This is a genomic window from Phreatobacter sp. (assembly GCF_030691135.1).
GTDB lineage: Bacteria > Pseudomonadota > Alphaproteobacteria > Rhizobiales > Phreatobacteraceae > Phreatobacter.
Genome location: NZ_JAUYFA010000001.1, coordinates 1 through 21,897 on the forward strand (window position 1 = coordinate 1; position 21,897 = coordinate 21,897).

Below are 21,897 nucleotides of genomic sequence, written 5' to 3' on the forward strand. Positions count from 1 at the left end.
GGGTATCCACGACTTGAACACCGCAGCGGAAGAAGAAGTCGTGGATGCCCGGGACAAGCCCGGGCATGACGGACTGAGGGTCTTGAGGCCACTGGACGAGGGTTGCGCCATCCAGGACAAGCCCGGGCATGACGGACTGAGGTTCGGGTGGCGATTGCGGAGAGGCCGTTTGCCCCTGACGAGCCTTTGCATGACGGACTGAGGTTCGGGGTGCGATGGCCGCCACCCTCACCGCGTCATGCCCAAGCACTTCCCGCCCCACTGCGTCATGCCCGGGCTTGTGGCGGGTATCCACGACTTGAACACCGCAGCGGAAGAAGAAGTCGTGGATGCCCGGGACAAGCCCGGGCATGACGGACTGAGGTTCGCGAGGCCGCTGTGGAAAGGCCGCATGACCCGTCCCGACGCCACCCTCAGGCAAAACCGCCCGTCGCGACATGGTCGAGCCAGTCGCGGACCGCCGCCGCCTTGCCGTCCTTGACGAGGCTCTCCGCCGTCCGCCCGCCGAAGGCCGGGATCGGCTCGGCGCGATACCAGGCGAGCGCCTGTTTCTCGCCGCCGGCCCAGTCGCTCACCCGCGCCACGATCTCGATCATCTCGGCGGCGCGCCCCTGCGTCTTCGGCGCCCTGGCCCGGGCGGCGCGGTGGAAGGTCTCCGGGCTGACGCCCATCGTGTCGGCGAGCTGCGCCTTCGACACCCCGAAACGGTCCGCCACCCGGTCGATGACGATCAGCCCCTCGGCGTCGAAATAGCCGGCGGTGCCGCGCGTCACCCCCTCCAGCCTCGCCGCCTTGGCGGTGACGGACTTTCCGGTCCGGGCGCTCATGTGATGCCATCTCCAGTGACGGGAAAACCTGACGGAATATATGGCGGTGGTGGCGCCGACACAAGCCACGCCCGTCTTCAGGCCCGCCGTCGCGGCGCCCCGCCCCGGCGGGTGGCCCGCGATCGCGGACAGGCCGCCATCGGCCGGGAGGCCGGTGGCGCCCGGCAGCGGCAGGGCCGCATGGGCCAGAGCCATGGAGGCCGAGACGATCAGGGCCAGCAGCGCGACGATGACAGGCTTCATGGGATCCTCCCCTCTCAAGACCGGGGGATCATGCCGGAAGCGCCGGGCTGCGTCAAGCAATTTTTCCTAAGATAGGAAAAAAGATTGCTAGCCCCACCATCGGCGGGCGGCCCTCACTCCACCCGCCAGCCGGGCTGGCGGCTGTCCGGGGCGACCGCCGCCGCGACGGTGAGATAGGTCTCGGCCGGCGCGTCCTCGGCCAGGGCCGCGATATCGTCGAGCAGCGCCCGGATGGCACGGCGCGGGTCGCCGTCGAATTCGGCCAGCACGGCCTCCACCTCGGGGTCGGCGGGGGCGGCGGTGCGGATGGCGGTGAGGTTCTGGGCCATGGGATCTCCTCCTCGGGTTGAAGGCACCCTACACCGGCTCCCGCCATATTCTGTCAGCAGGATGGCAGCAGGTCGGCCGCCATCAACCATGCCGGCAGCCGCCGCTTGCGCCATGGTTTCCGAAAGGTTAAGCAATGCCGTAACGTCAAGTGCTATCCTGCTACCGGTGCCCGTCCATGTTCCGCGTCCTGGGCCTCCTCAGCCTTCTCGTCCTCGCCTTGCTGTCGGTTTCCGACACCGTCGCCGAGGACCGTGACGAATTTTATGCCATTGCCCGCGGCGAGACGGGTCGCCGGGCCGTGGCCCCCGCCGGGGGCGGCTGGTTCAGCCAGCGGCCGGCACCGACCGTGCAGCACCTGCCGGCCGGCAGCCCGCGCCAGATGAACACCCGGCCGAACCGCCAGGCCGCGGCCCTGGCCGGCACGGACGGATCGTCCCGGGCTTTCTGCGTCCGCTCCTGCGATGGCTATTTCTTCCCCGTCGGCCCGGCGACCGCCGGGGCCGGCCGCAGCGCCCAGGCCGAGGCCTGCGCCGCCATGTGCCCCGGGGCCAGCGTGCGTCTCTATTCGTCGCGCACCGGGTCGATCGAGACGGCGCGTTCGGAAACCGGCCAGCATTACACCGCCACCGCCACCGCCTTCCGCTACCGCGAGCGGCTGCAGCCGGGCTGTTCCTGCCAGGGCAGCGTCACCCAGGGGCTGGCGCGGCTCAGCTTCGCCCAGGACTTCACGCTGCGCACCGGCGATGTCGTGGTGACCGAGGGTGGCGTCAGGGTCTTCCGCGGCGGCGGCCGCTTTCCGCACCAGCCGCGCGATTTCGTCACGGCGCGGGCCTATGGCCGGCTCACCGCCGACATGCGCCGCCGCGTCGAGGAGATCGAGACGGCGCGCCTGCCGGAGCGGCTGCGCTATGCCGGCATCGCGCCGGCGGTCACGTCCAACACTTTCGCCCGCGCCTCGCGCCTTCCCGAACTCCGCGAGATGACGGCGCTGCGCGCCCCCGTCCGGCAGATCGCCATCGGGCGCCCGGCCCCGCCGAGGATGATGCGGGCGCCGCTGCCGCCGCGCCGCTCCTAGCCCGGAAACGACCGTCGCATCCCGGTGCGGCGGAAAGACGGCGACGCGGCCGGCGCCTGAAACGGCGAAAGGGCCGTCGCCGGCCCTCTCCCGTATAAGCGTTCGTGGCAGGACGGATCAGGCGGCGCGGAACCGCACCAGGAACTGGTCGAGCTCGCTGCGCAACTGGCCGGCCTGGGTCGACAGCGCGTCCGCCGAGGACAGCACCTGGCTGGCGGCCGCGCTGGTTTCGCCGACGGCGGTCGACACGCCGGTGATGTTGGCGTTGATCTCCGAGGCACCCGTCGAGGCCTGCTGCACGTTGCGGGCGATCTCGCCGGTGGCGGCGGTCTGTTCCTCCACCGCGGCGGCGATCTCGGTGGCGACCGAGTCCATCTGCTGGATCGTGTGGGCGATGGCGTCGATCGCGGTCGCCGACGAGGTCGTGGCCTGCTGGATGGCGGCGATCTGCTTGGAGATCTCCGTGGTCGCCTTGGCGGTCTGGTCGGCAAGGCCCTTGACCTCGGCGGCGACGACGGCGAAGCCGCGGCCGGCCTCACCGGCCCGCGCCGCCTCGATCGTGGCATTGAGGGCGAGCAGATTGGTCTGCGCGGCGACGCCGCTGATCAGTTCGACGATCTCGCCGATCTTCTGCACCTTGGTGGCGAGGTCCTGCACCTGAGTGGCCGAGTTATTGGCCCCCTGGACGGCGCTGGCCGACATCTGGGTGGACTGCGCCACCTGCGAGGCGATCTCGCGCACCGATGCGGCAAGCTCCTCGGTCGCCGAGGCGACGGTCTGCAGATTGCCGGAACTCTGTTCGGCGGCGGCGGCGACGGCATTCGACTGCGCCCCCGATTCCGAGGCCGAAGCGGACAGCGAGGTTGCCGCCGCCTTCAGCTGGTTGGCGGAGGCCGACACCGACTGGACGACCGAGCCGACGGCCTTCTCGAACTCGCCGGCGAGGCGGTCGAGCAGCGCGCGCTTCTCGCTCTCGGCCCGGGCCTCCTGCGCGGCCTGTTCGGCCTTGAGGCGCTCGGCTTCCATGCCGCTGGCCTTGAAGATCTCCGCCGAGCGGGCGATGTCGCCGACCTCGTCCTTGCGCGCGGCCCCGGAGACGGTGATGTCGAAGCGCCCGCGCGCGAGATCCTCGAGCTGGCTCGCGAGCGTGCGGATGGGCGTGGCGATGCCCCCGCGGCCGATCAGCAGGCCGGCCGTCACGCCGATGAGAAGGCTGACGCCCGCCAGGATCTTCAGCAGGATCGCCATGGAACTCTCGGTGGCCTGCAGGGCCGTGCGGTAGTTCGCGGCGCGCTGCAGCATGAGGGCGGTGAGGTCCTGCACCTCGCGGCGGGCTTGCATGAATGTCGGGCGGCCGTCGGTCACCATCCGGGCCAGCGTCCGCTGCTGGTCGCCCGTCGCCTCGCCGCGAATGGCGCCGGCGAATTGCAGCGTCTTTTCCTCGAGCGCGAAATAGCGGCCGAGAGCAGCTTCCGCCTCGTCGGCCGCCTTGATCACCTCGGGCGCCGAACTGGCGCGGATCCTGGCCATGTTCTCGGTGATGGCGCGGCGCTGGGCGGCGACGGTGGCGCTGTTCTCGCGGATGACGTCCGGCGTCGGGTTGATAGCAATCGCCGCCTCGGCGCGCGCGATATAGGACACGGCAGACGTAATGCGCGAGGAGGCGGTCGCGCGCTCGCCCGCGACGATGCCGCGTTCCGCGTCTGTGGCCACGCTCGACAGCGCGAACATGCCGATCCCGGCGAGGGCCATCGCCAGCACGTTCAACGTGAGAACAAGCGCCATGATCTTCGGAGTGATGCGAATATTCGAAAGAATCGACATGGTAGCCTCCGTTAGCCTTCTTGACGCAGGGGTAGCGAGTCGCTCTTTCGACTTCGTTAAATTATCCGAGAATGTCTGTTAAATTGGCGCTTCTTGATACATTTAGCCGCTTCGGGCGCGGCCTGGTCGCGCGGGGCTCCCTTGTCAGGCCGTCCGCCCTGCTGCGATCGCCGCGAGGCCCGGGGCAGTTTGTGTGCCGTCCTCGTGGACGATCGTCGTCTGGGTGCCCGGTGCCATATCGGTCACATGGACGACCGCTTGCATCCGGTTGGCCAGGGCCTCGATGATGCTGGTGCCAAGTCCCGACTTTGCGCCTGCACCTGCGGCTGGCATCCCGACGCCGTTATCGGTGACACTGAGGGTCCAGCCGGTCGGTTCCGCGCGGTAGGCGACGACGATGGCCCCGTGTCGTTCGTCCGGAAAGGCATGTTTCAGCGAATTGATCACCAGTTCCGTGATGATGAGGCCGAGGCTGATGGAGACTTCGCCGCTCACCGTGCTGTCGTCGACCTCCACCGTCAGCATGAGAGCCTCGGGGTCACCGATCATCGAGGCAGCGAGGCTGCGGCACAGAGCCGTGAAATAATCGCGTAAATGCACCTCGTCGGCCTGTGAATCGGCCAGTTGCCGCTCGACGGAGGCGATCGACATCACCCGGTTTCGGGCATCCGTCAGATGGCCGCGGGCCTCCTCGGACTGGACCCGCCGGGCGCTCTGCATCAGGACGCTGGCGATGATCTGCAGGCTGTTGGCGACCCGATGGTGCACCTCCTGCAGCAGTGCGGCCTTGTCGCGGATCAGCGACTGCTTGAAGCTCTCGGCAGTCCTCTCGTCGGTGGCATCGAAGATTTCCAGCAGCACGCGCACCTCCGGCCCGTCCGCGTGGACGAGGCGGTGCGCATTCAGGACGAGGCGCCGCTTGCCGAGAGCCGGGCTGTCGAGATCGAATTCATAGTCCTCGACGTCCGCGGTACCCAGCGCCGTTTCCCGCAGCAGCGAGCGCAGATTGGCCGCATCCCACTCGCCCTGTCCCATGGCGAAGACGCTGTTGCCGTCGACGATGGCCGGATCGATCTGGAAGGCGCGGCAGAAGGATTGGCTTGCCCCGATGACCATCATGTCGGCTTCGAGCAGGATGAGGGGCGATGTGGAACTGGCGACGACAGCCAGGGCGAGGCTGAGAGCCGGATCAGGGATGGACGGGTAGTGCGGGGCCAAGAAGGTCCCTTTCACTCGAAACGCGGAGGCCCCCGGAGCGAGAGCCGTACCCGGTCGATGCGCAGCGCCGCCGCGCGGGGGGGCGCGGGTCTATGGCGAACCTGCAACCTAGCACGTCGGGAAGGCCCGAAGTGGCAATTCGCTGTGCGGTGCAGTAACAGGTCCGGCTGCTTGGCCGGATGGACACCGCGCGCGGTTATCGCCCGGCCTGTGGGCGGAAAAGCCGGCCCTTCTCGGCGACCAGCACCATGGCGAGGGCCCCGAGGCCGCAGGCGCCGAAGCCGAGCACGACCGGCAAGGCCGTGCCGTCGAACTGCTGGCCGATCCCGAAGCCGATCAGCGCGCCGCCGACGGTCGACACGAAGCCCTGCACGGATGATGCGGTGCCTGCGACATGGCCAAGCGGATCCATGGCCATGGCGCCGAAGTTCGAGGCCATCAGGCCGAAGAAGAACATGGTGACACACTGGAACAGGGTGAAGACCAGCAGGGTCTCATGCCCTGCCAGCGCCACGGCGCCGTGGACCAGTGTCGCGGCGATGTAGCCGACGAGCGCCGTGTGCGACACGCGGCGCATGCCGAAGCGCTCGACGATCCGGGAATTGAGGAAGGAGGCGAGCGCCATGAAGCCGGCGATCACCGCGAAGATGGTGGTGAACAGCCCGCTGGCCCGGAAGACATCCTCGAACAGCTGCTGAGAGGCGTTGATGAAGCCGAACAGGCTGCCGATGACGAAGGTCAGGGCCAGCATGTAGCCGACCGACAGGCGCGTCGTCAGGCAGATGCGGAAGGCGTTGAGAATGGGCTGGAAGGCGATGGGCGTGCGGTCGTCCGGATGCAGCGTTTCGGGCAGCTTTCGCGCCACCCACAGCGCCACGACCATGCCGAACAGGCCGAGCAGCGCGAAAATCCAGCGCCACGGCGCGAAGAGGATGATGATCTGCCCGATCGAGGGTGCCAGGATCGGCACGGCGAGGAAGACGATGAAGGCGAGTGACATGACCCGCGCCATCTGCCGGCCGGAGAACGTGTCGCGGACGATCGACACCGCGAGAACGCGCGAAGCCGCCGCGCCGATGCCCTGCACGACGCGCGCGACCATCATCTGCTCGAAACTGGTGGCGAAGGTCGCCGCAAGGCTCCCGACGGCATAGATCGCAAGGCCGATGAGCAAGACGGGACGGCGACCGAACCGGTCGGCCAGCGTGCCGTAGATGATCTGCGCCAGGCCGAATCCGAGGAGATAGGACGTGATGACCCATTGCCGGTCGTTGGCCGAGACGATGCCGAGGGCCTCGCCGATCTCGGGCAGGGCGGGCAGCATGGAATCGATGGCCAGCGCATTGGTCGCCATCAGGGCGGCGATCATGGCGACGAACTGTCGGAAGCCCAGTCCCGGATAGGGTCCGGCGGCCGGTGTGGGAATGGCGTTCATGAGCGTGTCTGCGACGGGGGCACGGTGACGCCGGGCGGCGGTCAGCTCCGATATGGGACCGAGCAATTGCACTAATACATGTCTCATGGGGGCACTATTGATTTTGCCGTGATGCAGCATCCCATCGCCGGGCGGCTTGCAGCGCGCGCCGGCATGCGGCTAGGATTCACCCGAGAAAAAGGGCCGCGTGGCACGCTGCGTAGGCTTTCCGGGCCGGATCGCCACGGCGTATCCGGGAAAAATGCTCAAAACCATGAGGAAACGCCGCTGATGATCACCCGCCGTACGACACTAGCCGGTCTCGCCGGAGTCCTGGCCGCTCCCGCCATTCGCCCCGCCTCCGCCCAGGCCGCCTGGCCGGCGCGCCCGGTCCGGATGATCGTGCCGTTCCCGCCCGGCGGTTCCACCGACGTGCTTGCCCGCGTCATCGCCGAAAGCCTGTCGAAGGAACTCGGCCAGAGCGTGGTGATCGAGAACCGTCCAGGGTCGGCCGGCAATGTCGGCGTCAACGCCGTCGCTCGCGCCGAGCCCGACGGCTACACGATCGGCGTCTCGACCATCGGCCCGCTGTCGGCCCATATCGAGCTCTACCGCAACCTGCCGTTCAACCCGCTGACCGACTTCACCTATATCGCCGACATCTACGAGATCCCGAACGTTCTGGTCGTCAATCCGCAGACGCCGGTGTCGAACGTCCAGGAGTTCATCGCCTGGGTGAAGGCGAAAGGCGAGGGCAAGGCCTCCTATGGCACGCCGGGCCTCGGCACCACGGCGCATCTGTCGACGGAATTCCTGTCGCGCAAGGTGGGCATGCAGCCGCTCCACGTGCCCTATCGCACCGGCGCCGTCGCGGTGCAGGACCTCATCGCCGGGCGCATCGACTTCATGTTCGACAACCTGCCGACGATCATCGGCCAGATCCAGGGCAAGGCGATCAAGCCGCTCGCCGTGTCCACCGCCAAGCGCTGGCCGGGCCTGCCCGACGTGCCCACGATGATCGAGGGCGGCGTCGCCGATTTCGACGTGACGTCGTGGTCCGGCATGATCGCGCCGAAGGGCCTGCCCGACGCCATCACCCGGCGGCTGGTCGAGGCCCATATCAAGATCGGCCAGGATCCGGCCTTCGTGAAGCGTTTCGAGGAACTCGGCGCCCTCGCCACGATGAAGGGGCCGGAGGTTCTGCAGGCGCGCATGGCCCGGGAAATTCCGCGCTGGGCCGAGGTGGTCCGCGCCGCCGGCGCCAAGGTCGATTGACCGGCGGCACCGGGCCGGGGCAGGGCCCCGCGACACCAGCATGATCCATGGCCGGGCCTCGTCCCGGCCATGGTCGTTTTGGCGGCATGGCCCCTCCCATCCGGCCCAGTTGCGGGGGCTCATGAAATGGCGTTTCATTTCCAAAAGCCTGTCCGGAGGACACCCGCCCATGACGACCGCCAGCCGCCGCACCGTTCTCGCCACCCTCGGGGGCGTCGCGGCCGCCTCCATCCTGCCCGCCCGAGCCCAGGCCTTTCCCTCAAAGCGGGTCACGCTGGTCGTGCCCTTCCCGCCCGGCGGTCCGGTCGACCTGACCGCCCGCCAGATCGGCCAGAAGATCTCGGAATACTGGAACCAGACGGTCATCGTCGAAAACCGGCCCGGCGCCGACGCGGTGATCGGGGCCCAGGCCGTGCAGCGCTCCGACCCGGACGGACATACCCTGCTGGTCTGCGCCATCCATCACTCGGTTCACCCGAGCCTGAAGGCCAGCCTGCCCTACAATTTCCTCGAGGATTTCGTGCCGGTCAGCGGCGCCGGCATCTTCCCGATCATCGTCTGCGCCCATCCCTCGCTGCCGGTGAACAATGTCGGCGAGCTCGCGGCCTATGCCAGGGCCAATCCGGGCAAGCTCACCTATGGCTCGGCCGGTGTCGGCGGCGGCACGCATCTGGCCGGCGAACTCTTCAAGAGCATGACCGGTACGGACATGCTGCATGTCGCCCACCGCGGCAGCGCCCCGGCCATGAGCAGCCTGCTCGGCAATCACGTGCAGCTGATGTTCGCCGACGGCCCCACCGCCGTGCCCCAGGTCCAGGCCAAGACCGTCAAGGCGCTCGGCATCAGCCCGGCCCGCCTGTCGATCCTGCCGGATATCCCGACCATGCCGGAGGCTGGCCTTCCCGGCTATGAGGCCTATTCCTGGTCCGGCATCGTTGCGCCCAAGGGCACGCCGGCTGACGTCGTCGCGGCGCTCAACACCGCCATGAGCCGGGCCCTGAGGGAGCCCGAGACCATCGAGAAGTTCGAGCGCTTCGGAGCCCAGCCGGCGCCCCAGACCGCCGCGCAGTTCGGCGCCTTCCTGAAGAACGAGACGGAGAAATGGGCCAAGGTCGTCGCGGCGGCCAATATCCCGAAGCAGCAGTAAGGTTCGGAGCCCGGCCCCGGACGAGGAGCCGACCATGACCCAGGCCATCGCGACGATCACCCTGCCCGACGGCGAGGCCATTCCCGTGCTCGGGCAGGGCACCTGGACGATCGCCGACCGGCCCGAGCGGCGGACCGCGGCGATGGCGGCGCTGAATGCCGGCCTCGACGCCGGCCTGACGCTGATCGACACGGCGGAGATGTATGGCGACGGTGCCTCCGAGGAGCTGATCGGAGCCGCCATCGCCGGCCGCCGCGACGCGGCCTTCCTCGTCTCCAAGGTCTATCCCCACAATGCCGGGCGGCAGAGCGCCGTCGCCGCCTGCGAGGCCTCGCTCCGCCGCCTTAGGACCGATCGCCTCGATCTCTACCTGCTGCACTGGCCGGGCGGAATCCCCCTCGGCGAGACCGTGGCCGCCTTCGAGCGCCTCAAGGCCGACGGCAAGATCCGCCACTGGGGCGCCTCGAACTTCGGCGTCGCGGCCATGGAAGGCCTCATCGCCGCCGGCGGCACCGGCGTCGCCGCCAACCAGGTGCTCTACAATTGCGGGCGCCGCGGCATCGAATTCGACCTCATGTCCTGGCAGGCCGCGCGCGGCATTCCGATCATGGCCTATTCACCGATCGAACAGGGGCGGCTGCCGCGCCATCCGGCCCTCGCCGCCATCGCCGCCCGCCATCCCGGCGCGACGGCGGCGCAGGTGGCGCTCGCCTTCACGTTGCGAAAGGGCGGCGTCGTCGCCATTCCGCAGATGGGCACGCCGGCCCATGTCGCGGAGAACCGGCCGGCTGCCGATCTCGTTCTCACGCCCGGGGACATCGTCGCCATCGACGCGGCCTTTCCGCCGCCGACGCGCCGGCGCGCGCTCGAAATGCTGTGACCTGCTTCAGTCGCGGCTGTCCTCGTCCTCGCCCTCGTTCTCCACGACGGGGATGGCATAGGCGCCCTTCAGCCAGCGGTTGAGGTCGACATCGGCGCAGCGCTTCGAGCAGAAGGGCTTGAAGCGCACCAGGGCGGGCTTGCCGCAGATCGCGCAGGCCTTCGGCGGATCGACCAGCCGGTCGTTGTCGTTCTCGGCGTTCATGGGCAGGGTCATGGCACGGGACGGGGCTGCGAGGGAAGGGCGGTGCTCTCCCCCTGAACGCGCCTCAGCCCTTCGCGATCCAGCCGAGCGTCACGGGATAGCCGGTGGCGCCGATCAGGCCGACGGCCTCGGCGAGGGGCAGACCGACCACATTGGTATAGGACCCGACCAGCGAGACGACGAAGGCGCCGGCAATGCCCTGGATGGCATAGCCGCCGGCCTTGCCGCGCCATTCGCCGGCGCCGAGATAGGCGTCGACCTCGTCCTTCGACAGCCGCTTGAAGCGCACCCGCGTCTCCACCAGCTTGGCGGTGACCCGGCCCGCCTGGTCGACGCGGCAGAGCCCCGTGTAGACCCGGTGGGCGCGGCCCGAGAGCAGGCGGATACAGGCCGCCGCGTCCTCGATGGTCTCCGCCTTCGGCAGGATGCGCCGGCCGACGCAGACCACGGTGTCGGCGGCGAGGATCACCGATCCCGCCCAGTCCGCGTCGTCGCGGATGCGCCGGGCGGCTTCCGCCGCCTTGTCGCGCGCCAGGCGCAGCGCCAGCTTGCGCGGGCTTTCGCGCGGCCAGGGCGTCTCGTCGATCTCGGCGGGAACCAGCGTGTCCGGTTCGATCCCGGCCTGCTGCAGCAGGGCGAGACGGCGCGGCGAGGCCGAGGCGAGGATCAGTTTCGGGCGGCCGGGGACGGATGTGGGAGCCATGGGCGCCTTGTGCGGGACTTGCGCGGGGGGTGGCGTTCGATAGCCCATGCGGCCGGGCTTGTGAACCGACGGTCTCGATCCTCCCCGTCCTTTGTCTCGTTGGACTTCGCAGCGCGGCGCGGCATAGATGGTTGCCAGACGAGGGAGCCGCGCCATGCCGAAGACCAATCCGGGACGTTTCTTCGAGGATTTCCGCCTCGGCGACCGGCTCGTCCACGCTACGCCGCGGACCGTCACCATCGGCGATGCCGCGCTCTACACCGCGCTCTACGGCACCCGCTTCGTCGTGCAGTCGTCCGACACCTTCGCCAAGCATATCGGCTATCCGAGGAGCCCCGTCGACGACCTGCTGGTCTTCCACATCGTGTTCGGCAAGACCGTTCCCGACGTCTCGCTGAACGCCGTCGCCAATCTCGGCTATGCCGGCTGTCGCTTCCTCTCGCCCGTCTATCCCGGCGACACCCTGTCCACCGTCTCCGAGGTCGTCGGCCTCAAGGAGAATTCCAACCGCAAGACCGGCGTCGTCTATGTCCGCTCCGTCGGCACCAACCAGCATGGTGACGAGGTGCTGGACTATGTGCGCTGGGTCATGGTCAGGAAGCGCGACGAGGCGGCGCCGGCCCCGCCCGAACATGTGCCGGCCCTGCCGAAGGCGCTCGAGCCCGACCAGCTCGGCGATGCCTGCCCGCTCATCGATCCGGAAGCCTGGGACGCGGCGCTCTCCGGCCAGCGTCACCGCCTCTCCGACTATGTCGCGGGCGAGGGCATCGACCATGTCGACGGCATGACCGTCGAGGAGGCCGAGCACATGATGGCGACGCGCCTCTACCAGAACACGGCCAAGGTCCATTTCAACCAGTATACCGAGGGGCAGGGGCGCTTCGGCCGCCGCCTCGTCTATGGCGGCCACGTCATCTCCATCGCCCGCGCGCTGTCCTTCAACGGTCTCGCCAACTGCTTCCAGATCGCCGCCATCAATGGCGGCCGCCACGTCGCGCCGCTCTTTGCCGGCGACACCGTCTTCGCCTGGTCGCAGATCCTCGCCGTGGAGGAACTGCCGGGCCGCGACGATGTCGGCGCCCTGCGCATCCGCACCGTCGCCACCAAGGACCGGCCCTGCGCCGACTACCCGCTCAAGGCCGGCGACGATTATGACCCGGCGGTGATCCTCGATCTCGACTACTGGGCGCTGATCCCGCGCTAATGGTTCAGCGGGCAGCGCCTGCGGCAGGGCAGGCGCTCCATCGGCGATGACAGGATGGCCGCGGTTGGCCTAGAAGCAGGGCGGAACCCCGACCGTGAGGCTTGCTGCGCCATGGATATCTTCGAACGGCTGAAGGCCGCCGCTGCTGCCGACTGGCGCTCCTATGTGGACCATGACTTCGTTCGCAGGCTCGGCGCGGGAACGCTGCCCGAGACCGCGTTCCGCACCTATCTGGTCCAGGATTATCTGTTCCTCATCCAGTTCGCCCGCGCCTATGCCCTGGCGAGCTACAAGAGCCGCACGCTGGCCGATATCCGCGCCGCCCAGGCCGGGCTTGCCGCCATTCTCGCGGAAACGGACCTCCATGTCCGGCTCTGCGGTCGCTGGGGCCTGACACCCGCCCAGATCGAGGCCGCGCCGGAGCATCAGGCCACCGTGGCCTATACGCGCTTCGTTCTCGACTGCGGCGCCGCGGGCGATCTTCTCGACCTCCATGTCGCCCTGGCGCCCTGTGTTATCGGCTACGCGGAGATCGGACGCACCCTGGCCGCGCAGGATCCGGCGGCTCTGCGCACCAATCCCTATGGCGAGTGGATCGGGGAATATGCCGGCGACGGCTATCAGGCGGTCGCCGCCGCCGCGCGTCGTCACCTCGACGAGCTGGCGGCACGGTCGATGACGGAGCAGCGCTTTGCCGAACTGGCCGGGCTTTTCGCCAAGGCTTCCCGGCTCGAGGCGGATTTCTGGCAGATGGGCCTCGATGCCACCTGAGGCGCGCCGCTGCGGCGCGAGGTTGACCTAGCGTCGCGTTTCGTCATGGTACGTGGCGTGCCGATCCCGCATCCCCGACAGATTCTTCCATGGTGCATGAACCTTTTCGCCGGCTGCCGCGACTGATGCTGCGAGCCCACCGGCTCGGGAGTGACGATGCAGTCTGACAGCGACCAGGATCTCATCCTCCGGGTTGCCAAAGGCGATCGTCTCGCCTTCCGGACCCTCTTTGCCCGTCACAATGTCCGCGTGTTCCGGTTCGTTCTCCGGTTCATCAAGGACGAGGGACAGGCCGAGGATCTGATCGGCGAAGTCTTCCTGGACGTGTGGCGGCAGGCCGACAGGTTCGAGGGGCGATCAAGCGTCTCGACCTGGATCCTCGGAATGGCCCGTTTCAAGGCGTTGTCCTCGCTGAGGAAGACGACGGAAGCGGAACTGGACGATGAACAGGCCGCCGCCATCGCGGACGATGCGGACACGCCCGAGACGGTGTCTCAGAAACTGGACAAGGCAAAGGCCATCCGCCGCTGCATCGGCCAGCTTTCGCCCGAGCACCGGGAAATCGTCGATCTGGTCTACTATCAGGAGAAATCGATCTCCGAAGTGGCCGAGATCGTCGGAATACCGGAGAACACCGTCAAGACGCGCATGTTCTATGCGCGCAAAAGGCTCCAGGAGCTCATGCAGAGCGCCGGAGTCGATCGAGGTTGGCCATGACGACGCGCAGCACCCTAGAGATGTCAGAGCGCCGGGCGGTTTCCGAACTGCTGCCCTGGTACGCCGCCGGCACGCTGTCCGCTGCCGACACGGCCCGTGTCGAGGCGGCCCTCGAGGTCGACGAGACCCTGCACGAGGAACTCGCCATCGTCCGCGAGGACCAGGACGCCTCCTTCGCCCTGGCCGAGGCCTCGCCCCGTCCCTCCGCCCGCGTGCTGGACGACCTGATGAAGCGCGTCGAGGCCGAGCCGGCCAGGCTCTCTCACGTCGCTGCAAGGGCGCGCGCCGGTTTCGCCGACTGGCTAGGCGAGAAGCTCGCGCTCCTGTCGCCCCGGACCCTCGCCTATGCCGCCGGCGCGGCGGCCCTGGCCCTGGTGATCCAGGCCGGCGTCATCGGCTCGTCCTTCATCGCCGGCCCGGTGCAGTTCCAGACGGCCTCGCACAGCCCGGCTCCCGGTACGGCCCGCGTCGAGGGCACCTATGTCCTCATCGGCTTCAATGCCGAGGCGACGGCCGGCGACGTGACGCGGCTGCTCGAACAGGTCAAGGGCACGATCGTCGAGGGTCCGCGTCCCGGCGGCTTCTACCGGGTGCGCATCGGCGAGGGCAGCATGAGCGCGGCCGATCTCGATCAGGTCGTCGCCACGATCCGCGGCCGGACGGGTCTCGTCCGCTTCGTCGGCCCGGCCTCCTGACGCGACCGCCGTGCACGAACAGGGCGGCGACCAGCGCAGCCAAACAGAAACAATGCCGGCCTAGCCTGCGCACGCTTTGATGCCATCCGGCCAGGGAGATGCAGTCATGTCCGACGCTGACGGTCGCCCCGCGTTCCTGCGGTCGAAGACGGGCATTGTCGCGGGCTTTCTCGGCCTTCTCGCGGCCTCGACCTTCCTGGTCGTCGTCGACATCCGCCCGGCTCAGGCGCAGTTCGGAATCTCCATCGGCGGCGGCGGTTTCGGCGGCGGTGGCGGCGGCTTCCGCGGCCGTGGTTCGCGCATGGACGGACCCTCGCGCGGGTCCATGCAGCGCATGCCGTCAGATCGCGGCGGTCGCTTCATCGACGGTGGTGGCCGTGGCGGTCGCTTTGGCGAGGGTGGCGGTCGCGGTGGTCGTTTCATCGACGGCGGCGGCCGTGGCGGTCGCTTCACGGAAGAGGGTGGTCGCGGTGGTCGCGGTGGTCGCTTCATCGACGAGGGTGGTCGCGGTGGTCGTTTCGGCGAGGGCCCGATGCGCGGCGACAGGTTCGATGGCCGACCCGGTCGCGGCGGTCGCTTCGGTGACGATGCCGGAGCCGGCAATCGTCGCCCCGGACGTGAAGCCGCCCGCGGTCGCTATGGCGACGATGTGGGTCGTACGGACGGTCGCCCCGGGCGCCGTCCGCCCTGGGGCCGCCCGGGTGTTCGCCCCGGCAGTGACGATGTCGTGACACGGCCGCCTGGCCGTCCGCCCGGCGAGAGGCCTCCGGGCCGTCCTCCCGGCGGCCGACCGCCGATGATCTATCCCGGAGACGGACCTGTGGTCCGCCTGCCTCCCGGCCGCCGTCCGCCGGTGATCCTTCCCGACGACGGTCCCGTCGTGCTCATTCCGCCCGGGGGCGGCGGCGTCCGTCCGCCGGGTGGCCGGCCTCCCGGTGGCCCGCCACCCGGAGGCCCGCCGCCGCGCGGACCCGGCTTCGGTCCCGCCGCCGGTGCGGCAGCCGCTGCTTTCGGCGCTCCCGCTCTGATCTCCGCCGCCCGCGCCGGCACCGACAGACAGGACGTGCCCGGCCTGCCGCCGGCCAACGAGCGCCGCTACGTGCCGGACGAGGTGCTCTTCATCATGAACGCAAATGCGCCGGCCAATGCCGTGCGCAACGTCGTGCGCCGCTTCAACCTGACGCTGATCGCCCAGGAGCAGTCCCAGCTCGTCGGCACCGTCGTGCACCGCTATCGCATTCCCAACCGTACGACTGTGCCGGCCGCGATCCGGGCCATGACGCGCAGCGCGGGCGTTGGCTATGTCCAGCCGAACTATCTCTTCGAACGGCCGAACTATGTCTTCCGCCTGCAGAGCGCCACCGCGACCCGATCCGGCGGCGCCTCCATGCAATATGTCGTCGACCAGCTGCGCCTGCCCGAAGCCCATGGTCTCGCCCGCGGCGAACAGGTGGCGATCGCCGTCATCGATTCAGGGGTCGAAGCCACCCATCCCGAGATGACCGGCCGCATCGCCAAGTCCTTCGACGCCGTCGGCGGGGCCTTCCAGGCCCATGAGCACGGCACCGGCATGGCCGGCGCCATCGTCGCGAATGCCCAGCTCACCGGTGTTTCACCCGGCGCCAACATCCTCGCCGTCCGCGCCTTCGCGCCCGGCCAGAGCAGCGGCGCCTCCGGCACCAGCTTCCACATCCTGAAGGCCATGGACTGGTCGATCCGGGAGGGCGCCCGCGTCATCAACATGAGCTTCGCCGGCCCGCGTGATCCGATGATGACCCGCGCCATCCAGGTCGCCGCCCGCCAGCGTATCGCCATGGTCGCCGCCATGGGCAATGAAGGCCCGGGTGCGCCGGTCTCCTTCCCGGCGGCCGATCCGAACGTCATCGCGGTGACCGCGACCGACCAGGCGGGCCGCCTGTTCGCCGCCGCCTCGCGCGGCAATCACGTGGCGGTGGCGGCGCCGGGGGTCGATATCATCCTGCCGGCCCCGCGCGGCGGCTATCAGATCTCGTCGGGCACTTCGGTGGCCGCGGCCCATGTCAGCGGCATCGCCGCCCTCCTGCTGGAGCGCCAGCCCGATCTCGATCCCGCCCAGCTCCGCCAGATCCTCCAGGAGACGGCGCGGCGCGGCGCGACGGCCGATCCGCTGCTCGGCGCCGGTCTCGCCGATCCCGTCCCGGCCTTGACCGCCGCCCGCGCCCCGGCCGAATCCGGCGTGCCCATGGTGACGGGCCCGCCGCCCGCGCCTCCGGCTGCGACGGCCGAAGCGCCGCCGGCGACCGTCCCCGGCTCCGAGACGGCGGAGGCTCCTTCGATCGCACCGCCGCGCCAGGCGACTGTCGATCCCGGCAGCGCCGAAGCGAGCGACTGACCTTCCCGTTCAAGCCTGATGAGGCCACCCGGGCCCGTCGCGAAAAAAATCGCGGCGGGCCCGAACCTTTTTCCGAGATGGCGCCACCCATGGATATCAGGGGCGCAACGAGCCCCGGCCAACCTCAAGGGGACCTGCCATGAACCGCTTCAAGACCTTCGCCATCGCCGCCCTCGCCGTCGCCACCATGTCGGTTGGCGTTGCTTCCCAGGCCGAAGCCGGCCCGTTCCATCGCCGCCACATCGGCTGGGGCGTCGGCGCCCTCGCCACCGGCCTGATCGTCGGCGGCGCCATCGCCGCCAGCCGCTCCAGCGCCTACGCTTCCGACTGCTACCTGACCCGCCGCTGGGTCGACGGCCCCTACGGCCCGGAGCGCCGCACCATCCGCGTCTGCGAGTGATCGCCAGGCTAGGACCGACCCAGTCTTCCTGAAGAGACCTCCTCCCAAGATATGCCTCGCGAAAGCCCCGGCCATGCACCGGGGCTTTTGCACGTCGGTCAGGTCAGCGCGGCGTGGCGAGGAGATCCTCGCGGCCGACATGGCAGGGGACGCCGGCGGCCGGCCGGGCGAGGCGGTCGAAGAGCCTCTTTCATCCCTGCCTGGTTCCGTTCGGGCCCGTCGCGAAAAAAAACCGCGGCGGGCCCGAACCTTTTTGCGAGATGGCGCCACCCATGGATATCAGGGGCGCAACGAGCCCCGGCCAACCTCAAGGGGACCTGCCATGAACCGCTTCAAGACCTTCGCCATCGCCGCCCTCGCCGTCGCCACATTGTCGGTTGGCGTTGCTTCCCAGGCCGAAGCCGGCCCGTTCCATCGCCGCCACATCGGCTGGGGCGTCGGCGCCCTCGCCACCGGCCTGATCGTCGGCGGCGCCATCGCCGCCAGCCGCTCCAGCGCCTACGCCTCCGACTGCTACCTGACCCGCCGCTGGGTCGACGGCCCCTACGGCCCGGAGCGCCGCACCATCCGCGTCTGCGAGTGATCGCGACGACCGCCGCCATCCTCTGATCTAGAGCAAAGCCCCGGTGCCCTGCACCGGGGCTTTCGCGTGTCCGGCAGGCAGGTCCGACGGGTTTGGGCCCACTGGCTGCCTCTCTGTCCGCGTGGTGGACGGGCGCCAGACACAACGCAAACGAAACCGGCGGAGCTTTCGCTCCGCCGGTTCGGTATGCCTGTTCTGGCAGGATCAGCGGCGGCCGCCGCGGCGCTCGCAGACGATGCCGCCCCAGATGGCGGAGTAGTGGCATGCTTCGAGGCTGGCATTGGCCGGGGGCGGGTTGCCCATGCGCTGGTGCGTCGGTGCACCGGGCATGACGACGGCATTGGACTGGGTGACTTCCGAGCCACCGCCGCCACCGCCGCCGCCACCGCCGCCGCCACCGCCGCGGGCCTGGGCGAGACCGGTGAAGGCGCTGGTCAGCGCGAGAGTCAGGGCGCCGGCGAGGGCCAGCTTGTTGATGGATTTGGACATCGTGATCTCCTTGGATCCTCTGGGCGCCGCGTGCATGCGGTCGCTTGCGATGTCCATGGGTCGGGCCGGCGGCGCCGGAGGTTCATTCCAAGGCCGGGAAAGTTCGCCGCGACGGCCAATAAAAAACCCCGGCCGTGACGCCGGGGTCTTTCCGTCCGGAGCGGGCAGGGCGGCTCACATGTGGATGGCGCGCTTGTCGACGGCGAGCGCCGCCTCCTTGACCGCTTCCGACATGGTCGGATGGGCGTGGGTCGAGCGGCCGAGATCCTCCGCCGAGCCGCCGAACTCCATCAGCACCACCGCCTCGTGGATCATCTCGCCGGCGCCGGCACCGATGATGTGGACGCCGAGCACCTTGTCCGTCGCCGCATCCGCCAGCACCTTGACGAAGCCGTCGGTGGCGCGGTTGGCGCGGGCACGGCCATTGGCGGTGAAGGGGAACTTGCCGACATTATAGGCGATGCCGGCGGCCTTGAGGTCCTCCTCCGATTTCCCCACCGTGGCGACCTCGGGATAGGTGTAGACGACGCCGGGAATGCAGTCGTAGTTCACATGGCCCGCCTTGCCGGCGATGATCTCGGCGACTGCGATGCCCTCGTCCTCGGCCTTGTGGGCCAGCATCGGGCCGCGCACCACGTCGCCGATGGCATAGATGCCGGGGACGTTGGTCCTGAAATGGTCGTCGATGACGACGCGGCCGCGCTCCAGGGCGACGCCGACCGTCTCCAGCCCGAGGCCCTCGGTATAGGGCCGCCGGCCGATGGCGACGAGCACCACCTCGGCCTCGACGGTCTGGGCTTCGCCGCCGGCGGCGGGCTCCACCGTCAGGGTGACGCCCTTCTTCGACGCCTTGGCGCCGGTCACCTTGGAGCCGAGCTGGAAGGTCACGCCCTGCTTGCCCATGATGCGCTGGAACTGCTTGGCGACTTCGGCGTCCATGCCGGGCAGGATGCGGTCGAGATATTCCACCACATGGACCTCGGCGCCGAGGCGCCGCCAGACGGAGCCGAGCTCGAGGCCGATGACGCCGGCGCCGATGACGACCATCTTGGCCGGCACCTTGGTGAGCTCAAGACCGCCCTCGGACGAGACGATCTGCTTCTCGTCGATCGTGACGCCCGGCAGCGGGGTCACTTCCGAGCCGGTGGCGATGACGATGTTCTTTGCCTCGATCTCCGTGACCTTGCCGTCATCGGCGGTGACCGCGACCTTGCCCGGCGCCACGATGGCACCGCGGCCGAAATGCTGGTCGACCTTGTGCTTCTTCAGGAGGAAGGCGACGCCGTTGACGTTGGCGTCCACCGTCTCTTGCTTGTGCACCATCATCTGCTTGAGGTTGAGCTTGGGCGCCGGCACCTCGATGCCGAGAGCCTGGAAGCCGTGGCCGGCCTCGTCGAACAGTTCCGAGGCGTGCAGCAGCGCCTTGGACGGGATGCAGCCGATGTTCAGGCAGGTACCGCCATGGGTCTTGCGCTTCTCCACCACGGCGACCTTCAGCCCGAGCTGCGCGGCGCGGATGGCGCCGACATAGCCGCCGGGGCCGGTGCCGATGACGATGAGATCGTAGGACATGAGCTGTCTCCGGAATGGCGGACGGTGGCGGGCGCTCAGCGCCCGCCGGAAGCGGTGATGAAGGTGCCGGTGCAGTAGGAGGCTTCCTCGGAGAGGAGCCAGAGGGCGGCACGGGCGATCTCTTCCGGATCGCCGATCCGCTGCATCGGGATGGACGGGCGGATGCGCTCGACCCGGGCGGGATCGCCGCTTGCCTCGTGAATGTCGGTGGTGACCATGCCGGGGCGCACCGCATTGACGCGGATCCCCTCCATCGCAACCTCCTTGGCGAGACCGATGACGAAACTGTCCACCGCACCCTTGGAGGCGGCATAGTCGACATATTCATTGGGGCTGCCGAGCACGGCCGCAACGGAGGAGATGGCGACGATGGCGCCGCCCTTGCCGCCGTGCTTGGTCGACATGCGCTTCACGGCCTCGCGGGAACAGAGGATGGTGCCGACGACATTGATGTTCATGATGCGGTGGAGGCGGTCGGCGGTATAGGTTTCGACCCGGCCCGACAGCGAGACGACGCCGGCATTGGCGATGAGACCGACCAGCGGCCCCAGCCGATCCGCCGCGGCGAAGATGTCGAGGATGTCGGATTCCTCGGCAATGTCGCCCTTCACCGAGACGGCCTGGGCGCCGAGCGCGTTGATGGCGGCGACGACCTCCTCGGCCGCCGCGGCATTGGCGGTGTAGTTCACCACCACGTCATAGCCGCGCTCGGCCGCCAGCAGGGCGCAGGCGCGCCCGATGCCGCGGCTCGATCCGGTGACGACGACGACGCCCTTGGACATGCTGCTCTCCTCGCGCACCGCGTCAGCGGCCGGCTATGGACGTCCGGTCGGATCAGAGGTCCATCACGAGACGGGCGGGATCCTCCAGGCTCTCCTTGACGCGCACCAGGAAGGTCACGGCTTCCTTGCCGTCGACGATCCGGTGGTCATAGGAGAGCGCCAGATACATCATCGGGCGGATCTCGATCTTGCCGCCGATGACCATCGGCCGCTCCTGGATCTTGTGCATGCCGAGGATGCCGGACTGCGGCGCATTGAGGATCGGCGTCGACATCAGCGAGCCGTAGACGCCGCCGTTCGAGATGGTGAACGTGCCGCCCTGCATCTCCTCGATGGTCAGCTTGCCGTCGCGGGCGCGGCGGCCGAAATCGGCGATGGTCTTCTCGACCTCGGCGATGCCCATCTGGTCGGCATCGCGCACCACCGGCACGACGAGGCCCTTGTCGGTGCCCACGGCGACTCCGACATGGCAGAAGTTCTTGTAGACGATGTCGGTGCCGTCGATCTCGGCATTGACCGCCGGGATGTCCTTCAGCGCCTGGACGCAGGCGCGCACGAAGAAGCCCATGAAACCGAGCTTCACGCCGTGCTTCTTCTCGAACAGGTCCTTGTACTGGTTGCGCAGGCTCATCACCGCGGTCATGTCGACCTCGTTGAAGGTCGTCAGCATGGCAGCCGAGTTCTGCGCGTCCTTCAGGCGCCGCGCGATGGTCTGGCGCAGGCGCGTCATCTTCACGCGCTCCTCGCGGACCGCATCCGCCGGCTGGGAGGCCGGGCGGGGGGCGGCGACGGGAGCCGGCGCCGGGGCGGGAGCGCCTCCGGTGGCGATGGCGGCGAGCATGTCGCCCTTGGTGACGCGGCCGTCCTTGCCGGACGCATTGACCTTCGACGGATCGACCCCGCTTTCGGCCGCCAGCCGCGACACGGCCGGGCCGGAATCGGCGGCCTTCATCGCGGGCTTGATCTGGGTGTCGCCGGCGACCGCGCCGGTCTTGGCCTCGGCGGCGGCGGTCGTCGCCTCGCCGGCCTTGCCCGACGCCTGCGCGACCGCGGCATCGGATTTGGGCGCGGGGGCTGCAGCCTTGCCGTCGCCAGCCGAGATCATGCCCAGCAGCGCGCTGACGCCGACGGTGTCGCCCTCCTTGGCGACGATCTCGCCGAGCACGCCGGCGG

22 protein-coding genes are annotated in these 21,897 nt (G+C 69.1%); 11 read left to right on the forward strand and 11 right to left on the reverse strand.

What is annotated here, in order from left to right; translation table 11 throughout:
• Positions 1 to 413 precede the first annotated feature (413 nt).
• Together Q8O26_RS00005 and Q8O26_RS00010 are read right to left on the reverse strand one after the other, a co-directional pair.
• The gene (locus tag Q8O26_RS00005) at positions 414 to 782 is read right to left on the reverse strand and encodes an antitoxin Xre/MbcA/ParS toxin-binding domain-containing protein (protein ID WP_305572271.1); all 369 of its coding nucleotides are present in this window, start codon (positions 780 to 782) and stop codon (positions 414 to 416) included.
• Between the two features lie 401 nt (positions 783 to 1,183).
• Entirely contained in the window at positions 1,184 to 1,399 is a 216-nt protein-coding gene (locus Q8O26_RS00010) for a hypothetical protein (RefSeq protein ID WP_305572230.1), read from the reverse strand.
• Positions 1,400 to 1,575: 176 nt separating this feature from the next.
• Here Q8O26_RS00010 and Q8O26_RS00015 point away from each other — a divergent pair, with 176 nt between their 5' ends.
• Entirely contained in the window at positions 1,576 to 2,475 is a 900-nt protein-coding gene (locus Q8O26_RS00015) for a DUF2865 domain-containing protein (RefSeq protein WP_305572232.1), read from the forward strand.
• Between the two features lie 117 nt (positions 2,476 to 2,592).
• Here the strand turns inward: Q8O26_RS00015 and Q8O26_RS00020 are convergent, their stop codons facing one another.
• The 3 genes from Q8O26_RS00020 to Q8O26_RS00030 form a co-directional block, all read right to left on the reverse strand.
• On the reverse strand, positions 2,593 to 4,299 hold the full coding sequence (locus Q8O26_RS00020; RefSeq protein WP_305572234.1) for a methyl-accepting chemotaxis protein: 1,707 nt from the start codon (positions 4,297 to 4,299) through the stop codon (positions 2,593 to 2,595).
• Positions 4,300 to 4,443: 144 nt separating this feature from the next.
• Complete coding sequence (locus tag Q8O26_RS00025; RefSeq protein ID WP_305572236.1) at positions 4,444 to 5,517, reverse strand: sensor histidine kinase; 1,074 nt, start codon at positions 5,515 to 5,517, stop codon at positions 4,444 to 4,446.
• A gap of 196 nt (positions 5,518 to 5,713) precedes the next feature.
• Entirely contained in the window at positions 5,714 to 6,952 is a 1,239-nt protein-coding gene (locus Q8O26_RS00030; protein WP_305572238.1) for a multidrug effflux MFS transporter, read from the reverse strand.
• 270 nt (positions 6,953 to 7,222) lie between these two features.
• On the opposite strand from Q8O26_RS00030, the gene Q8O26_RS00035 reads away from it, so the two are divergent.
• The 3 genes from Q8O26_RS00035 to Q8O26_RS00045 all read left to right on the forward strand — a co-directional run bounded on the left by Q8O26_RS00035 (position 7,223) and on the right by Q8O26_RS00045 (position 10,233).
• A complete protein-coding gene (locus tag Q8O26_RS00035; RefSeq protein WP_305572240.1) occupies positions 7,223 to 8,206 on the forward strand; it encodes a tripartite tricarboxylate transporter substrate binding protein in 984 nt (327 codons plus the stop codon).
• 169 nt (positions 8,207 to 8,375) lie between these two features.
• Positions 8,376 to 9,353, forward strand: coding sequence for a tripartite tricarboxylate transporter substrate binding protein (locus Q8O26_RS00040; protein ID WP_305572242.1), 978 nt, complete (start codon positions 8,376 to 8,378; stop codon positions 9,351 to 9,353).
• A gap of 34 nt (positions 9,354 to 9,387) precedes the next feature.
• Positions 9,388 to 10,233 (forward strand): aldo/keto reductase, encoded by an 846-nt coding sequence (locus Q8O26_RS00045; protein ID WP_305572244.1) that lies wholly within the window; start codon positions 9,388 to 9,390, stop codon positions 10,231 to 10,233.
• 6 nt (positions 10,234 to 10,239) lie between these two features.
• Here Q8O26_RS00045 and yacG read toward each other — a convergent pair whose 3' ends face one another.
• The gene (yacG, locus tag Q8O26_RS00050; protein WP_305572246.1) at positions 10,240 to 10,437 is read right to left on the reverse strand and encodes a DNA gyrase inhibitor YacG; all 198 of its coding nucleotides are present in this window, start codon (positions 10,435 to 10,437) and stop codon (positions 10,240 to 10,242) included.
• A gap of 64 nt (positions 10,438 to 10,501) precedes the next feature.
• Entirely contained in the window at positions 10,502 to 11,140 is a 639-nt protein-coding gene (locus Q8O26_RS00055) for a Maf-like protein (protein ID WP_305572248.1), read from the reverse strand.
• Positions 11,141 to 11,294: 154 nt separating this feature from the next.
• Here Q8O26_RS00055 and Q8O26_RS00060 point away from each other — a divergent pair, with 154 nt between their 5' ends.
• The 7 genes from Q8O26_RS00060 to Q8O26_RS00090 all read left to right on the forward strand — a co-directional run bounded on the left by Q8O26_RS00060 (position 11,295) and on the right by Q8O26_RS00090 (position 17,881).
• Positions 11,295 to 12,344, forward strand: coding sequence for a MaoC family dehydratase (locus tag Q8O26_RS00060; protein WP_305572250.1), 1,050 nt, complete (start codon positions 11,295 to 11,297; stop codon positions 12,342 to 12,344).
• 111 nt (positions 12,345 to 12,455) lie between these two features.
• Positions 12,456 to 13,115 (forward strand): TenA family protein, encoded by a 660-nt coding sequence (locus Q8O26_RS00065; protein WP_305572252.1) that lies wholly within the window; start codon positions 12,456 to 12,458, stop codon positions 13,113 to 13,115.
• Positions 13,116 to 13,271: 156 nt separating this feature from the next.
• The gene (locus Q8O26_RS00070) at positions 13,272 to 13,832 is read left to right on the forward strand and encodes a sigma-70 family RNA polymerase sigma factor (RefSeq protein WP_305572254.1); all 561 of its coding nucleotides are present in this window, start codon (positions 13,272 to 13,274) and stop codon (positions 13,830 to 13,832) included.
• Entirely contained in the window at positions 13,829 to 14,527 is a 699-nt protein-coding gene (locus Q8O26_RS00075; RefSeq protein ID WP_305572255.1) for a hypothetical protein, read from the forward strand. The genes Q8O26_RS00070 and Q8O26_RS00075 overlap by 4 nt, the downstream gene beginning before the upstream one ends.
• A 106-nt stretch (positions 14,528 to 14,633) precedes the next feature.
• Complete coding sequence (locus tag Q8O26_RS00080) at positions 14,634 to 16,898, forward strand: S8 family serine peptidase (protein WP_305572257.1); 2,265 nt, start codon at positions 14,634 to 14,636, stop codon at positions 16,896 to 16,898.
• A 139-nt stretch (positions 16,899 to 17,037) separates the two neighbouring features.
• The gene (locus tag Q8O26_RS00085) at positions 17,038 to 17,298 is read left to right on the forward strand and encodes a hypothetical protein (protein ID WP_305572259.1); all 261 of its coding nucleotides are present in this window, start codon (positions 17,038 to 17,040) and stop codon (positions 17,296 to 17,298) included.
• 322 nt (positions 17,299 to 17,620) lie between these two features.
• Positions 17,621 to 17,881, forward strand: a complete 261-nt coding sequence (locus Q8O26_RS00090) for a hypothetical protein (RefSeq protein WP_305572261.1) — start codon at positions 17,621 to 17,623, stop codon at positions 17,879 to 17,881.
• Between the two features lie 204 nt (positions 17,882 to 18,085).
• On the opposite strand, the gene Q8O26_RS00095 is transcribed toward Q8O26_RS00090, so the two are convergent.
• The 4 genes from Q8O26_RS00095 to odhB all read right to left on the reverse strand — a co-directional run.
• Entirely contained in the window at positions 18,086 to 18,370 is a 285-nt protein-coding gene (locus Q8O26_RS00095) for a hypothetical protein (RefSeq protein WP_305572263.1), read from the reverse strand.
• A 174-nt stretch (positions 18,371 to 18,544) separates the two neighbouring features.
• Positions 18,545 to 19,942 (reverse strand): dihydrolipoyl dehydrogenase, encoded by a 1,398-nt coding sequence (gene lpdA, locus Q8O26_RS00100; protein WP_305572265.1) that lies wholly within the window; start codon positions 19,940 to 19,942, stop codon positions 18,545 to 18,547.
• Between the two features lie 35 nt (positions 19,943 to 19,977).
• The gene (locus Q8O26_RS00105) at positions 19,978 to 20,724 is read right to left on the reverse strand and encodes an SDR family oxidoreductase (protein ID WP_305572267.1); all 747 of its coding nucleotides are present in this window, start codon (positions 20,722 to 20,724) and stop codon (positions 19,978 to 19,980) included.
• Positions 20,725 to 20,776: 52 nt separating this feature from the next.
• A partial coding sequence (odhB, locus tag Q8O26_RS00110) for a 2-oxoglutarate dehydrogenase complex dihydrolipoyllysine-residue succinyltransferase (protein ID WP_305572269.1) occupies positions 20,777 to 21,897 on the reverse strand: 1,121 nt, incomplete at its 5' end.

Bases quoted from the DNA above. Each gene is read 5' to 3' on its own strand.
- Q8O26_RS00010 (WP_305572230.1), bottom strand. From the start codon at position 1,399: ATGGCCCAGAACCTCACCGCCATCCGCACCGCCGCCCCCGCCGACCCC.
- Q8O26_RS00015 (WP_305572232.1), top strand. From the start codon at position 1,576: ATGTTCCGCGTCCTGGGCCTCCTCAGCCTTCTCGTCCTCGCCTTGCTG.
- Q8O26_RS00020 (WP_305572234.1), bottom strand. From the start codon at position 4,299: ATGTCGATTCTTTCGAATATTCGCATCACTCCGAAGATCATGGCGCTT.
- Q8O26_RS00030 (WP_305572238.1), bottom strand. From the start codon at position 6,952: ATGAACGCCATTCCCACACCGGCCGCCGGACCCTATCCGGGACTGGGC.
- Q8O26_RS00035 (WP_305572240.1), top strand. From the start codon at position 7,223: ATGATCACCCGCCGTACGACACTAGCCGGTCTCGCCGGAGTCCTGGCC.
- Q8O26_RS00040 (WP_305572242.1), top strand. From the start codon at position 8,376: ATGACGACCGCCAGCCGCCGCACCGTTCTCGCCACCCTCGGGGGCGTC.
- Q8O26_RS00045 (WP_305572244.1), top strand. From the start codon at position 9,388: ATGACCCAGGCCATCGCGACGATCACCCTGCCCGACGGCGAGGCCATT.
- yacG (WP_305572246.1), bottom strand. From the start codon at position 10,437: ATGAACGCCGAGAACGACAACGACCGGCTGGTCGATCCGCCGAAGGCC.
- Q8O26_RS00055 (WP_305572248.1), bottom strand. From the start codon at position 11,140: ATGGCTCCCACATCCGTCCCCGGCCGCCCGAAACTGATCCTCGCCTCG.
- Q8O26_RS00060 (WP_305572250.1), top strand. From the start codon at position 11,295: ATGCCGAAGACCAATCCGGGACGTTTCTTCGAGGATTTCCGCCTCGGC.
- Q8O26_RS00065 (WP_305572252.1), top strand. From the start codon at position 12,456: ATGGATATCTTCGAACGGCTGAAGGCCGCCGCTGCTGCCGACTGGCGC.
- Q8O26_RS00070 (WP_305572254.1), top strand. From the start codon at position 13,272: ATGCAGTCTGACAGCGACCAGGATCTCATCCTCCGGGTTGCCAAAGGC.
- Q8O26_RS00075 (WP_305572255.1), top strand. From the start codon at position 13,829: ATGACGACGCGCAGCACCCTAGAGATGTCAGAGCGCCGGGCGGTTTCC.
- Q8O26_RS00080 (WP_305572257.1), top strand. From the start codon at position 14,634: ATGTCCGACGCTGACGGTCGCCCCGCGTTCCTGCGGTCGAAGACGGGC.
- Q8O26_RS00085 (WP_305572259.1), top strand. From the start codon at position 17,038: ATGAACCGCTTCAAGACCTTCGCCATCGCCGCCCTCGCCGTCGCCACC.
- Q8O26_RS00090 (WP_305572261.1), top strand. From the start codon at position 17,621: ATGAACCGCTTCAAGACCTTCGCCATCGCCGCCCTCGCCGTCGCCACA.
- Q8O26_RS00095 (WP_305572263.1), bottom strand. From the start codon at position 18,370: ATGTCCAAATCCATCAACAAGCTGGCCCTCGCCGGCGCCCTGACTCTC.
- lpdA (WP_305572265.1), bottom strand. From the start codon at position 19,942: ATGTCCTACGATCTCATCGTCATCGGCACCGGCCCCGGCGGCTATGTC.
- Q8O26_RS00105 (WP_305572267.1), bottom strand. From the start codon at position 20,724: ATGTCCAAGGGCGTCGTCGTCGTCACCGGATCGAGCCGCGGCATCGGG.